The following is a 14,076-nucleotide window of genomic DNA, read 5'->3' as shown; positions in this document are numbered from 1 at the left end:
GTACACTTTGATTCTCTGTCCGATGCGGTAATTCTCCCCTTCTATTTGTTCGGAAGGGAAAAGAACGCCGATTGATTTTCCGATATCCACATAAACATTTCTTCCTTCAACCCGTTGAATGGTGCCGCTTACCACTTCTCCTTCTTTTTCTTTATATTCCTTGAACATCGCGTCTCGTTCCGCTTCTCGGATGCGCTGAATTATCACCTGCTTAGCGGTTTGGGCCGCTACCCGACCGAAATCACTTTGGGACTCCAGTTCCGTTTCGATGATATCGCCGACCTTAGCTTTTTTGTTTAGTTTTTTCGCTTCTTCAAGAAGGATGTCTCTTTCCGGATTATAACGGGGGATTTTTTCCTCGCCGGCCGGTGAGGCAGATTCTTCGGCAGTAGTTTCAGTGGAAACAGTTTTTTTCTTACCTGCCTTTTCTTTTTTCTCACCTTCTTTTTTCCAGTTTTCTTTTCCGTTTCCGCTTTTTTAGTGACTGCGGCCGATTCTGTTTTTTCTTCTGCTGCCTCAGGAGAGGGGAATTCGCGCGTTGTTTCATCCACCACTTCTTTGATTAAATAAAATTTTGCCTCGCCACTAACCTCGTTGAATTCCGCCCGGATGTGCTGGCCCCTTTTTCCGTAGTCCTTTTTATAGGCAGCGGACAGGGCTGCTTCAATTGTCTCAATTACTTTGTCCTTGGAGATTCCTTTTTCTTCGGCAATCTGCAAAATTGCACTGCCAAATTCGCCAAGTTTCCCACTTGGGCTTTGTGTATCACTAAGCTTTTTTGATCTTGCCATAATTATTTTGTCTACTAAATACTAATCACGTACAAATACACGAATTATCAATTAGTTATTAGTATATTAGTACATAATTCGTAATTAGTAGCTTTTTAACAAAGAAGATTCGCTTTCCGCGAACCTTCCGTAATACATCATTACAATGCCATATTAGCAACACTATTCATACTTGTCAACTTCACAGTTTAATGATGTGACAATGTAACAATTTAATGGCATAGCCGCCTAACAATTTAACATTTGACTTTTCTTTGCTTTTATACTAGGATAAGGCGTTATCGTGGATAACGATTCGGCCTCTACTAAAAGGCCATTCGGACACCAGATAATGGGTCTGAAGTAAAAAACAAGGGCTCTTGGTCCTTAAAAATTAAATAAAAATTTAGAAAAGATAGGAAAGAAAGGAGAAGGAGAAATGAACATTTTAAGGCACTTTACTAAATTCGGTACTTTTCTTAAAAAGATTTTATTGGTCAGGGTTTCAAAAAAAGAAAAAGGGGATAACATATTCCAAAAAATCCTAAACTTAAGGGCAAAAGAGGATGTAAGGGGAATTAGAAAGCTCGAGTGGAAAATTTTCCGCTGGACAGTGACAGCCTTATTCATATTTTTAGCAGCCGTGTTCACTATGGGAATGTTGGTATTAGGCTGGTGGGGTAAAATTTTTCTTTTCATCGCTTTTTGCGGACTGATTTACGCTCTCTATGAACTTTTGGGGAAAAGAATTATCCGCTGGGTTAATCCTCTTGAGGTCAGCCTGCTGATTGACAAATTTACCGGGAGGACGGATGAGGTTGGAACGGAAGGAATAATTATCACCCTTCCCACGGACAAGATAAGCACCAAATCTATAGAAGTCAAGCGTTTTGATGTTACAGAGGATTATCTGACTATGGATGGAAGCATTACGCTCACGAACACCGTTTTCTACACAATATACCCGCCTGAATTGAAAGACTTCCTCATAGTGGAAGTGGAATTAAAAAATGCTTTAGCATCCGGGGTTCAGGAGTTATTCCAGTCCGAAACTGGAGACAGAACTACTGACGAAGTAATCACCGAGCAAAGATCTTTGAGCGAGCAACTGCGGACGGAACTTACGGGTTCACGCACCGAAATACTCCTCGGGAGACTTGGAATAAACCGCCGCAAAATCGCCGACCTCGAGGGGAAAAAACAAATACTTGAGGAATTGATCAAGCGTCTTGAAACAGCCACTGAGAACAAGGAAAAGAGTGAGAAAGAATTAATCAAGCGCACAAAGATTGATTCCGAAAAAGAAAGGGACAAGTTGGTTGAATCCCAGAATAGGCGGTTGAATTTGGCAGCAGAACTCATTCAAGAGTTGATTATCAGGTCGCAGGAAATATTAAGCTCTCCGGGCACCGCCACTGCAAAACAAATTTCAAAAGATATCAATGAATTAAGGCTTTCATTTGCTGACCTTCCGCTGGAAAAAAGTTCCAAAAGTAAGGAATGGATTGAAGTGATAAAAGGCAACCTTAATAACCTAGAGAAAGCTTGTTCTGAAGTTAAAAAGGTGCCGGTTGAAGTTGGAGACAAAAAAGAAACCGGAAGAGAAAGAACTGGGCTGGAAAAAGATTTCCACATAAATATCATCGGGTCCCGGCTGTATAACCCGACGCTTGACGAAAAGGCGAAAGTAGCTCGCGATGCGAAGGTTACCATGAAATATAAACAGGAAGCAATTGTAACCGAATACGCGACAACCAAGAAAGTCCTCCAACTCTTAAAAGAACAACTGCCGTATCTTGCCGACAAAGAATTTGCTGATTACATACTGGCAACGAGGGGAAAAATGACCCCCAGCAAAGAGGAAAAAATATACAACATTCCCGGCTTGAATGAAGTGCTGTCCTCTGCTCTTGAAAAGCTCTTTAAGCCTAAAGCCAAGCCTAGAGCCAGATCTCGGAGCAGGAGGTGATAGAAAATGAACAGAATCTTAAACGGCAATAGTGGAAATGTTAAAGCTGTGGTTATTCTACTAGTCAGTTTAATCACAATATTTCTCGCTTTCTATTTCCACTTCTCTCCAGGTATAAGAACCTTGTGGTCATGGCCAAAGCCGCCCGCCGAAGTGAAACAAACAAATTTACAAACTCCAGCACCAGTTGCTTCTGCTCCGGCTTTTGCTCCTGCTCCCGTCACTCCGCCTCCGCCAGTTATAAGAACTTGGGAAAAAACAATAATTTTTTCTCCGAGCCAGTGGAGCCACACAGACAAAGGGTGGCAGAAAAAACTGGAGCTGGAAGTAGGACAATATGAACTGGATGCCAGCGGGGAATATGAGCAAATATTTTCCAATGGTGGTAGAACTTACCCTTGGAAAATTAAGCCCCATGGTGCAAGAGACGCCATGGGAAATCCCTGGATCTCTCCGCTCCAGTATACTTTTCCTGCTACTGACAAGCTGGTGGGATATCTAATTGCCAAAGTTAATGGCAAAATAATTCCCATCGGCTGGAGGGAGTCAATTACCATAACGGAAAAAACGGATTTGTACTTAAGTATCAACAATACTCAAGACAATCCGGACAATTTCACGAAAAACCGGGGAGGATTTTTCGTGAAAATCAAAAAAATCGCTTAAAAAATCAAGAGGCACAGCTAACAAACTGTGCCTCTCTTTGTTTTTGTTTATTAAAAGTAACTAAAAATATGTCGATGATGCTTTTAAGGCCGCATCAACTGCCAAAATAATAACAAATCCCGCCAGCGCTATAATCACTCCGACGATTGACCATTTCATATTGCGCTTGGCGGTTTCAATCGCTTTCTCTTCACCAGCTGAAGTAAGATATTGGATACCGGAAATTATGAAAGCAATGATGGCGATAAATCCAAAGATTCCCAAGAGCCACATCAGGAAATTCTCGATAATATCTGCTACCGGTGTATCGGAAAGCCCGGTGTTGGTTGGGAAACACACGCCCGCTTTTTTTTCAAAACCATTAGGACAAGTTCCAGTTGGCGAAGGTCCTGGACCTGGTCCGGGGCTACCAGTCAGTATACACTGCTGCCCTTCCGGGTCCCACGTGTAGCCCTCAGGACACTGTTGACCGTTAGAAACACTCGCACTTAAAAGCAGAATAACTCCTAAAGCTAGTAAAATAAGTATTTTGGTTTTTTTCATTTCTTCAAAATAATTCTAAAAATAGAAAAATCCTCCAAGAGCGGTAGTTGCCGCCCGAAGAATAACCAATCCCGCCAGCCCCACTACCACTCCCACCAGCGACCATTTCATTGCCGACTTGGCTTTAGTGATCTGCTCTTCATTTCCCGCAGCTGTTAAATAAAGTATTCCGGAAATCACAAAACCGATAATGCCGACGGCTCCAAAAATCGCCAAGAGCCAAAACAGGATATTGAAGATAATATCATAGACCCTTCCGGCCGGGAGATTGGTAGTGCTGTAATTGGCTGGATCCCACTGGGCGATAGCTGCCAGAGGAGCAAGAGACAGCAGGGCTGAAAAGGAAATTAAGATTTGTTTTTTTATTTTTCTCATATTTCCAAAAGATTTGGCCTCTTCCCCGCCGAAGCGGAATTGAAAGAGGTTGAAACTTTATTATTTATTAACAAGTCAACGAATTAACGAATTGAGATAATTCGTTAATCCTTTAATCCGTTAATTTCCAAAATTTAAAAAATATTCGTAAATTGGCACTTGCTTCTTGCGCAGCAGCTTAAAACCGGCTCGCGCTTCCTCCCAGCCAGGTCTGTACCGCCCGCATAATCACCAGTCCTACCAGCGCTACTACTACTCCAATGATTGACATCAGCATTGCCGACTTGGCTTTTTCAATTCGGGTCTCGTCCCCCGCCGCCGTGAGGTACAAAATTCCAGCAATGGCAAAACCGATAACGCCGATGATTCCGACGATTGCTAAGAGCCACATCATCGCGTTGGTGACAATATCAAACATTCTTCCCTCGGGAAGGTTGGTTCCGCCTGGACGGTCAAATTGAGCCAGCACCACCAGCGGAGCCGCTAAAACCGCAGCCGACGCTATGCTATAGCCGATTCTTTTGATTTTTGTTTTCATAACTCACCGCCTTTCTATCTTTATTATTTATTTTTCAGTTAACGAGTTCACGAGCCAACGGGCTGAAAAAACTTAACTCATTAACCCGTTAATGAAATAACCGTTTTAATAGTTACCCATCCTCCCAGCGCTATTACAATTCCTACAATTGAATAATAAAACGCTTTCTTAGCTTTTTCAATTCTTCTTTGATCGCCCGCCGCGGTAAGGTAAAGAACTCCGGAAATTACCAGTCCTATTATAGCAAGAAATCCGAAAACCGACAAAAGAAACTGGAGGGCTTTGTAAAGGACTTCCGCCACCGTGGGAGCGTCGGTGATTACACCAGCATTAGCAACAGCTACAAATGGAATTATGAAGCAGAAATCACGTTTCCAAACACTAATTTTAACTAGATTATTAAGCATCTTGTAAATCCAAATACCAAAGTTCAAATTGTTCCAAATCAATTTCAAATGCTCAAATATTAAAATCACTTTTTCTTACCAGCTGTCCGTAAAATAGCTGAAAAGATGAGGGCTAATTCATGAGCTTCCTTCCAAAGTTTTCTGCACTCGTCTTTTTTTCCGGCATTGGCTTTGGCAATCATTCTTAGCCAGTGCATTGATTCTTTGGCTTCTTTCTTACAAATCGCGATTTTATGTCTAAAATCTTTCCCTGATTCCGCGCCATCTGCTTCCATATAATTAGCTCCAATGCTTGTAGCTGATCTAACTGCCTGGTTTATCAAGGGAACATTTACCGGATCTTTTGGCAGGGTGCGGACAAATCCAATCACGTTTTCTCCAAATTTTGCCGTTCTCTCTTCCAAGTCATAACTCTTTTTTGCCTTTGGGTTTTGGATTTGATTTGGCATAATTTGGATTTTGAAACAATTTGGATTTTTAAAATTAAAAACTAGAAATTAGGTTAATTTCTTAGATCTACTGTGTTTCCATCAATTTTCGGCTCTGTCTTCTCGGGCGGTCTGGGCGGTTCTGGATATCCCAAAGGATAAATATGATAAGGCTGGTGCTCATGCCGCGGCGGCTTGTGAAAAGCTGGTGGTACCTCTGGCGGCGCAGGAGGAGACGTAGGCCGTTGGGGAGGCGGCGCTGGTTCTTGTTTCTCAACCGCGAACCTCTGGGGCGAGGAGAAACGATAGCCAACTTTATTAGCTGAATTAGCTTTGTTAACTTGCCCCCTCTCCCTTTGGGAGAGGGTCTCGGGGTGAGGGAACACAATTTCCTGCTTCTCCGCGTCCACCGCAATCGGCTCATTTTCATCCAGCGACTTCAAGATCACTGCCAGTTTCTGCCTTTCTCCCGGCGTCAGGCGCTTGGTGTTTTCGCTATGGTAAAGATAATTTCCCCGCTCCATTACCTCGTGCTTTCCTACGCCCAGTTTTTCGTGGTAATCGGTAATCCAGTTTTTTGCCGAAGGGCGGACGGGAGTGGGAAGGATTTTGAGCCGAATGGGATTTACCGTAATCAACTGCTCACCCAAGGCGGGATATTTCTGGAGCGCTTGGGAGAGAGGAAGAGAAATCGTCTCAGCGGTTTTAATATATGACTTATCCCTGATTATTTTCTGAACAACTTGATTGGCAATTTCCCGAGCTTTATTTAAATCAATCCCAATTTCCCTCGCTAAAACCGCCGGCATGTCTTCCAGTTTCAGCTCACCGAAATAATAATTCCTCACCGCCCGGGCGATGTCAGCCAGTTGCAACAATTGCAAACTAGATGCTTGTCCAATTTCTTGAATTCTTTTACCGGTTTCTTGGAAAACAAGTTTGTCTTTTATTTCTTCAGGTAGTTTTAGAAATTTCTCATGTCTCTTTATTATATTTTCTCTTGTCTCATCGTCAGGATTTTTTGTTGAAGAAACAACACTTGGAATTGTACAAAACTCCATTTGTATTTCCCTATTAAGTTTAATAAAAGGTATCTTCATGTAATTTGAATTTAGACTGGTATGTTTTGCGCATTAAGCGCGGCTTTTTTATTTGGATTTATCCGTTTTCTAATTTCGCTTTGTGCTGATGCAGTCATATTTTGAGGAGAAAATGTCCATTGGGTTGCCGCAATTTTTCTTTGCCAGTCCTGAACCTGTGTAGGAGTAGCACCTTGGGGAGGAGGAGCAAGTATTTTATCCCAATCTTGATCGGACCATTTTTCAGCGTTCATTTTGCCCATCTCCTGGCGGACAATGTGATCCATAACCTGATTGATATTCCAGTTTGGATTGGCATTCTGAACTTTCTGTATCTCCTCTTGGTCCCCAGATTTTCTAATTGCAATAAGGTCTGTCCTAGTTTGCTTCAACTTAAAGTCAAGGGTTTCATGAATATCTTTATCCTTATTCGCTGCCAAAAACTTATCGTAAGTTTCTTGATCTATCAATTTATCATCAGCCAAGCTATAAACAGCTGCTGCATTTCCCCTTGCCGCCAAATCTTTTCGCTCCGTAACACTTACATTATTCTTTTTCATTTCCTCCGCTCTTCTTTTAATATCTTGTTCCCTCGCCCCCCTAACACCAAAACGGGTCGCCCATTTGGCTTCCGACTCGGCTCTGCTTTCAGAACCGCGGTATATAGGCGTTTGTTTGCCAAATAATTTTCCCGTTCTCCTGAATTGACTCCATGCTTGTTTGGCCCCTCCCGGAATTCCTGTTGCACCTACCAGCGCCTTTGTTCCTCGCCAGGGTTGTCTTCTCGCCCACCCGGCGAATTTTTTAGCTTGCCCAGCCACCCAGTTTCCAGCTCCGCCGGCCAATTTTGTAGAGGCAATTATGCCTACCCAGAGCATTATAACGGGGATAGCAAAGAATGCCATTTTGCCAAACATATTGGGATCAATATCTCCACTAACATTTTTTTGTGCCTCTTTAAGAAAACTAATATCTATACCTTTTTGTTTCATTGCCTCTAAAACTCTCAGGGAAAGATACATTGCAAAGCCCATTATAGGGGCGAAAAAAGAGTATTTAAAAAGTGATTCCCACCATTCATCAGCATAGTGTTTGGTTGAGGGGAAGATCGCAGCTACAAAGCCAACGGGAGAAAGAATAATGAGGATGGCGAGAACTGCTAATCGAATTATAAAAAGAATAGCAATAACAAAAAGTGTGATCATTAAAATAAAGGTAAAGATAATTATCATAATGAGATACCAAAAGTCGGCTTGCCCTGCCTGTTTAGCTGTAAGAATGCCAACAAGCTCGGAGTAATTAGCAAAAGAAGTGAAAATTCCTTCACCGTTGCCACCACTGAATGCATTGTTAATGATAAAGTAAAAAGTGACATTAGAAACATCAATGATAAAGCGAGCGATAGGAAAACTAAAATTAACCAGTAGTGCCATTATTACTAGAGTGAGAAGTATTTTTTTGAGATTATATTTTTCAACTTGAAATATGGTACAAAAAGCACTGAAAAGCAAAACTAAAATGAAAGTTAAATTTAAAAAGTCACGAACTGCTTTCCAGCCAGCATAAATCGCTTCATTATCTCTAAGAACAAGATAAACGTTATCCGGCTTTATTACCCAACCAAACAAGACACCAGCAATTCCCAAAAACAAAGCTACAACGCGAAATACCGAGTAAAGCAACTGTTTAAACCAACAGCCGATGTCGGTAGGTCCACAGGGTGCTTCGTATGATTTTAATTTCTTCTGTAGATCCTTGTTAACATTTTCCCACTTTTTCCAGTTATCGCCTTTCCATAGTTCAGAATTTGGATCTACTACAAGGGGACCAGAAAGTCCCTGGCCTAAAGTTTTTGTAAAAGATACTGTATATAAGTATCCCTCGTTTTTGCCGGAAAAATCCATTTCTAAACTAAGACGAAGATTTAGCAAAAAAAAGGCAAACGCCAAAAAAGCTAACATTTTAAAAAGTTGCCTTTTGTAAAAAATACCACTTTTATTTTTTATTTTCTTCTGCACAATAAAAGCAAAAAGAGTGATTCCTTTTGCCTTTAATTATACCAGAAAAACAAAAAAGGGGAAGCTGTGGATAATTAAGTAAGCAATAACTTACTAAATGCAAAACTAATTAAAAAATAAGAAACCCGCGGACTGTTTTTATCTATCAAATCCGCGGGCAAAAAGATATTAGCGTTCGAATGGCTTGGTAGCTTTTACCAGTCCCATGAATTTTTTCTTTTCTGACTCGTAATTTGGACTGTCTTGATAAGCGATGTTTAAAATCTCACACGCTTCTGAAACTATTTTCCCATCCTCTTCCCCGTATCCAGCCATAAACATAATATCAGCTTTTCTGATTTTCTTTCCTTTTTTTAACTTTATCTCCGCAGGAAGGTAGCCAGCACGGAAATGAATTATTCTGCCAGTCCAGTAAGGTTGCGATTCTTTTCTTATGATTTTAAGTTTGTCTGCCCATACAATTTCAATGGGTCTTTCGTCCACAAATGAAATTATCTGCTTTATAATTTTTCTTTCGATTTTTTTCTCCAGATTATCTCCTGATCCTGCCTGTAAACAGTTTGCTGTTAGTAACAGCATAATAGCGATAAATATTCCTACTATTTTTCTCATCTTTCCCTCCTTGTTTTCCGCCAAAATATTGGCTGTTTTTTTAAGTGTTTCTCTTTCGAAAATAGCTAACTTATAGATTGTTAAAGATCTTGATGCTCTATTAAAGTTCAAATTTCTTGTTTTGTCAATCCTAACGCTCTAAAAGGTACTACAATTTTCTGCCCTTAATATAACAGAAAGAATAAAAAATGCAATAAAAACAGCCCGATTTTCAGCGAGCCGTCTTGTTGCTAGTTTTTCGTCATCAGTTATCAGTTGTCAGTTGTAAAGTTGTCAGTTAATAAATATATCCTTTTATCACTCGACTGGAAGTCGCCAGTGTCCGTTTGTTCACTTTTCCCCATCGATTGTAATTCATCTCCGAAATAGTGACTGATCCGCCGCTTACTTTTTCCACTATCCCGACATGTCCCCACCAGGATTCGGCAGTGACGATAATTGCTCCCACTCGGGGGGCCTTGCTGGTTTGATAACCGCCGGCTTTGGCGTTATAAAGCCAAGCCCCGGCATTTCCGCCCCAGGGAATAAAGCGCCGCTGGGAAACATACCAGGTACAATATCCATAAGGAAATCTGTGCCCCGCTCCCGCTCTTCCATCCAGCTTTCTCCAGCCGGAAATAAGCGGAGTGCCGCCCAAAGGAGTGGCGTACTGCCGAAGAAGGCCACTGGCTGTTCCAGGACTTTGGGGAACTTCCTTTTGCCCGCCAGGAATAATAATCTCGTCGCCTTCCCGGATTGTTCCATCGGCCGGAAGGCCGTTGAAAGTAATAATCTTTTCTTTATCCGCTTTATATTTCTTCGCAATAGAATCCAGAGTGTCTCCACTTTTCACGGTATGACCGACGCCGGCGACCGGAAGAATGAAAATTTTATCTCCCGGCATAATGGAGTCAACGTTATCAATATCATTGGCCCAAAGAATCGTGTTGACAGTAATGCTGTTGCGGGCCGCGATGGCGCTCACCGTGTCTCCCGTGCGCACTGTGTAAATTTCCACTCCCCCCTCTTCCTCGGGATCTCTAAGTGAGGTATTGACGCTAACCATCATTACCTGGCCCTGGATGGGATTAATGGCCTCGGATTCAAAATCGTCTTTCGCATCCGGATCAACCGCTATGCCGGATTTAGCCAAGGGGACAAGGGCCAGATTACTCTTGCGGCTTGACTGGGCGTCAATTTTTTTGCTGACAGCTATAAGTTGCTCTTCGTCTCCGCTCCCGGAGCCAAACAAAAAACCGCCTGAACCTTTGCTAGCTGCCACATTGGTCGCCGCGACAAGTATGGCGCTGGAAATTACTACCACCAGCGCCGAATAATTGCGGAGCAGATGAAGCAATTTGACGGTCCTGCGTTTTTTGATAAAGTCGGCCAGATCCCGCTGATATTTGTAAACTTTTGTGTGGATATTTTTCAGCCGCAAGCGTCCCAGAAACGGAAAGCGTGATACCAACAATTGTTTACTAATAGAATTTGATCCTTCCAATTAGCGTTAGCTTCCGAAGCAACATCAACCAAAATTGCCGGTACTCGGCTCATCGGCTAACGCTCTAATTTTTAACGCTATCTAGTATAGGAAATACTCTCGGGTTTGTCAACCGAGAAATTTACAAGTTTTTCTTCTTTTGTTTGGCGGCTTAGGTAGGGCAAAAGGTGATACAGTGCCCGCGCGGGACTTTTTTCTCTCTTTCTCTAAGAACAGGACTGTGATAGAATGCACTAGAAAGTGACAATTGGGTTGTACGACGTAAAAAATTAAAAATCAAAGTGTAAAATTCAAAATTTTGGTGTTCCTGTCTGCCGACAGGCAGGCGCTACGCTCACGACTTTTCCATAATAAATATCTATCGCAAAGCGATACCTTAATTTTGATTTTTGATATTTGATTTTTGATTTAAGGCAAAATGGATTTAAACGGTCTTCTCAAAGATTTCCTGGAATATCTCGAAATTGAGCGCGGCCGGTCCCCTAAAACGATTGAAAACTACCGGCATTATCTCGAGCGGTTTTTGAATTGGGCCGGAGTTACCAGCCCCGGGGAAATCACGGATGATCTGGTGAGAAAATACCGTTTGCGTCTTAACCGCTACCAAGACAAGAAGGGTAAAGAACTTAAAAAAATCACCCAGAATTACCATGTCATTGCTCTTCGCAACTTTTTGAAATATCTGGCCAAACGCGACATTGAGGCGCTTCAGCCGGAAAAAATAGAAGTGGGAAAAAATCCGGTTCAGGCCGTTGAGTTTCTGGAAGCCGATGAACTGGACCGCCTCCTGGAAAGTGCTTCCGGAGATGATTTGAAAACGCTGCGCGACCGGGCGATTTTGGAACTTCTTTTTTCAGCCGGACTTCGCGTTTCGGAACTGGTGAACATCAATCGCGACCAGATAAATTTGGCCAAACAGGAATTCAGCGTTCGGGGTAAAGGAGGAAAAATCCGGATTGTTTTTGTCTCCGACACTGCTAAAAAGGCATTGGAAAAATATTTAAATAAAAGAATGGATATTGATCCGGCGCTATTCGTGCGAATCGCCAAAAAAATCCATCGCAAATGTCATCCTGAACTTGATTCAGGATCTAAAGAGATTCCGGATCAAGTCCGGAATGACAATAAAAAAAGCGACTCTTCTCTAAGAATTACTCCCCGCTCCGTCCAAAGAATTGTGAAGTTTTACGCTGCCAAAGCCGGTCTTGTTAAAGACGTTCATCCCCACACTTTGCGCCACAGTTTTGCGACTGATCTTCTGGCCAGCGGTGCCGATATCAGAAGCGTCCAGGCGATGCTGGGGCATTCTTCTATTACGACAACGCAAATTTACACCCATGTAACCAATCAACAGCTCAAAGAAGTGCATCAGGCGTTTCATGCGAGGAGAAGAAGAACAAAACTTCTCAGGGCTTGACCTCAGGAAGGAAAGTTCTGTCGAAGCTAAGCTTTGACAGAAAAGCTTCTAGCGTTTGGCTTTTTGTGAAAAGCGCCAGGCGGTTGAAATAGGAAGTGCTGCGCTTGAACTTTTTTCCAAAATTTAGCTTAGCTTCCGCCCGCGAATTTTGAAGAAATTTGCGTTCTAAGAAATCGGAACGGCGGAAGCAATGCTACGACTTTATATAAAAAGGAAAGCGTGTTTGCCCCAATATCCCACCCGTGCGTCCACACTTAGACAAATATAAATACCTTTTAGTTGTTTGGCAATCAAAACCACGGATTTTTAGGATGGGATACATGCCCAGCTTTTTGTAGAGTGCATTTTAAAAAAATGCTATACTGTCACTAATGTTAATTATCCAAAAAAATGCGTAAAAAAATCATCTATATTTTTTTGACCGTTTCATTGCTAATTAATGTCTTTTTTGTTTTCAAGCTATCTTTCAAAGAAGAACCCGCGAAAAACACAACCAAACTGTTTAAAATGATAAGTGATAACCAAAAACAGTTTATAGATTCCAATATTCAAGAAGGAAATGCGATTTTGCATTTTAATGGCTTAAAACCCCAACTTGAGCAAGAAATTAACAATTTTGATGCTCAAAAAAACATTGGGATTTTTTTGCAAGACAGCCGAACAGGCGCTTGGCTGGGAATAAATGAAAGGGAAGGATTTAATCCGGCCAGTCTTTTAAAAATTCCTATTATGCTAGCTGTCTTAAGACAAATTGATCTTAATGAATTATCTCTTAATACTATTTTAGAAATTACTCCGGACGATTTGGATAAAAATTCCGGCGAATTATACAAAAAAGGCACCGGATATAAAATGTCGGTCTGGGATTTTATTGAAGAAATGATTCTTGCATCAGATAATACAGCTAAGGAAGTTTTAAAAAGACAACTGACTGACGCAGAGTTAAACTCGGTTTTCGCTCATGTCGGTATCCCTAATCCCTACGCCCAAACCAATGATTCACTGGTAACACCGCGCGGTTACACGCGGTTTTTCAAGAGTCTCTATTTTTCGACCTATCTTTCTCCGGAATTATCCGATAAAGCGCTTGAAATTACCACTGACACAAAAATGGAAAACCTGCTTTCTGCCGGCATTCCTTATGAAGTTCAGATAGCGCATAAGTACGGCGAGAGACCAGATGGACTTTCTGATTGTGGAATAGTCTATCATCCCAAAAGTACTTATTTTATTTGCATAATGACCCGTGACATGGAAGTGCCCAAAGCTAAAGAGCTTATAGCGAACTTATCCAAAATTATTTATGAATCCATTTCTCAAAAATAATAATCAAAATAAAACTGATGTCTCTTATCTTTTTTTTCTGTTGCCGATTTTAGCTTTAATCGCGCCAGTTATTTTATTGCCTATTGAAAAAATTATTCCTTATCCTTACATTCTAGAAGAAATGTTTAAGGCCACTATGGTTTTTTTAATCCTAACAATTCCCGGGAAATCATTTCAAATAAAGCTGACTATTTTTCTGGGATTTTTCTTTGCTCTTTCAGAAAATTTTTTTTACCTTTCCAATTCAATCCTTTATGGATCGCCCGCTATCTTTATTGAAAGATTTTTCTTGGCTTCAATCTTGCATATATTCACTATTCTGATTATTCTGCTTTCTGCTCAAAAAAACCGCCGCCTTATTTTTCCAGCCGCACTTCTGGCGATGCTCATCCATTATTTCTATAATCAATCCGTTATGTTTTTACTCAAATAATATGAGTTCCTA

General features: G+C 41.4%; 16 protein-coding genes. 5 read left to right on the top strand and 11 right to left on the bottom strand.

What is annotated here, in order from left to right; translation table 11 throughout:
- Together NT136_00790 and NT136_00785 are read right to left on the bottom strand one after the other, a co-directional pair.
- On the bottom strand, positions 1-207 hold a 207-nt coding region (locus NT136_00790; GenBank protein MCX6765486.1), incomplete at its 3' end, for a S1 RNA-binding domain-containing protein.
- An 89-nt stretch (positions 208-296) separates the two neighbouring features.
- The gene (locus tag NT136_00785) at positions 297-791 is read right to left on the bottom strand and encodes a hypothetical protein (protein MCX6765485.1); all 495 of its coding nucleotides are present in this window, start codon (positions 789-791) and stop codon (positions 297-299) included.
- A 418-nt stretch (positions 792-1,209) separates the two neighbouring features.
- Between NT136_00785 and NT136_00780 the strand changes: the two genes are divergently transcribed.
- A complete protein-coding gene (locus tag NT136_00780) occupies positions 1,210-2,739 on the top strand; it encodes a hypothetical protein (GenBank protein ID MCX6765484.1) in 1,530 nt (509 codons plus the stop codon).
- Positions 2,740-2,745: 6 nt separating this feature from the next.
- Positions 2,746-3,405 carry a hypothetical protein gene (locus NT136_00775; protein MCX6765483.1) on the top strand — a complete coding sequence of 220 codons (660 nt, stop codon included), beginning with the start codon at positions 2,746-2,748 and terminating at the stop codon, positions 3,403-3,405.
- A 60-nt stretch (positions 3,406-3,465) separates the two neighbouring features.
- Here NT136_00775 and NT136_00770 read toward each other — a convergent pair whose 3' ends face one another.
- From NT136_00770 to NT136_00730, 9 genes are all read right to left on the bottom strand, one after another.
- Entirely contained in the window at positions 3,466-3,948 is a 483-nt protein-coding gene (locus tag NT136_00770; protein ID MCX6765482.1) for a hypothetical protein, read from the bottom strand.
- A 15-nt stretch (positions 3,949-3,963) separates the two neighbouring features.
- Positions 3,964-4,323, bottom strand: a complete 360-nt coding sequence (locus tag NT136_00765; protein MCX6765481.1) for a hypothetical protein — start codon at positions 4,321-4,323, stop codon at positions 3,964-3,966.
- Positions 4,324-4,501: 178 nt separating this feature from the next.
- Positions 4,502-4,861 (bottom strand): hypothetical protein, encoded by a 360-nt coding sequence (locus NT136_00760; protein MCX6765480.1) that lies wholly within the window; start codon positions 4,859-4,861, stop codon positions 4,502-4,504.
- 80 nt (positions 4,862-4,941) lie between these two features.
- Positions 4,942-5,268, bottom strand: coding sequence for a hypothetical protein (locus NT136_00755; protein MCX6765479.1), 327 nt, complete (start codon positions 5,266-5,268; stop codon positions 4,942-4,944).
- Positions 5,269-5,333: 65 nt separating this feature from the next.
- Positions 5,334-5,717, bottom strand: coding sequence for a four helix bundle protein (locus NT136_00750; GenBank protein ID MCX6765478.1), 384 nt, complete (start codon positions 5,715-5,717; stop codon positions 5,334-5,336).
- Positions 5,718-5,770: 53 nt separating this feature from the next.
- A complete protein-coding gene (locus tag NT136_00745) occupies positions 5,771-6,757 on the bottom strand; it encodes a hypothetical protein (GenBank protein MCX6765477.1) in 987 nt (328 codons plus the stop codon).
- 50 nt (positions 6,758-6,807) lie between these two features.
- Positions 6,808-8,736 (bottom strand): hypothetical protein, encoded by a 1,929-nt coding sequence (locus NT136_00740; protein ID MCX6765476.1) that lies wholly within the window; start codon positions 8,734-8,736, stop codon positions 6,808-6,810.
- Positions 8,737-8,961: 225 nt separating this feature from the next.
- Entirely contained in the window at positions 8,962-9,516 is a 555-nt protein-coding gene (locus NT136_00735) for a hypothetical protein (protein MCX6765475.1), read from the bottom strand.
- Positions 9,517-9,682: 166 nt separating this feature from the next.
- Positions 9,683-10,858, bottom strand: a complete 1,176-nt coding sequence (locus NT136_00730; GenBank protein ID MCX6765474.1) for a LysM peptidoglycan-binding domain-containing protein — start codon at positions 10,856-10,858, stop codon at positions 9,683-9,685.
- A 448-nt stretch (positions 10,859-11,306) separates the two neighbouring features.
- Between NT136_00730 and NT136_00725 the strand changes: the two genes are divergently transcribed.
- The 3 genes from NT136_00725 to NT136_00715 all read left to right on the top strand — a co-directional run bounded on the left by NT136_00725 (position 11,307) and on the right by NT136_00715 (position 14,064).
- Positions 11,307-12,305 (top strand): tyrosine-type recombinase/integrase, encoded by a 999-nt coding sequence (locus NT136_00725; GenBank protein ID MCX6765473.1) that lies wholly within the window; start codon positions 11,307-11,309, stop codon positions 12,303-12,305.
- 390 nt (positions 12,306-12,695) lie between these two features.
- Positions 12,696-13,631 (top strand): class A beta-lactamase-related serine hydrolase, encoded by a 936-nt coding sequence (locus NT136_00720; protein ID MCX6765472.1) that lies wholly within the window; start codon positions 12,696-12,698, stop codon positions 13,629-13,631.
- Complete coding sequence (locus NT136_00715) at positions 13,609-14,064, top strand: PrsW family glutamic-type intramembrane protease (GenBank protein MCX6765471.1); 456 nt, start codon at positions 13,609-13,611, stop codon at positions 14,062-14,064. The genes NT136_00720 and NT136_00715 overlap by 23 nt, the downstream gene beginning before the upstream one ends.
- Positions 14,065-14,076 lie beyond the last annotated feature (12 nt).

The sequence above is a fragment of the Candidatus Moraniibacteriota bacterium genome, assembly GCA_026396275.1.
Lineage (GTDB): Bacteria > Patescibacteriota > Minisyncoccia > Moranbacterales > JAPLXC01 > JAPLXC01.
Note: the sequence above shows the minus strand (reverse complement) of the source record. Positions and strands in the feature narration are given on the sequence as shown.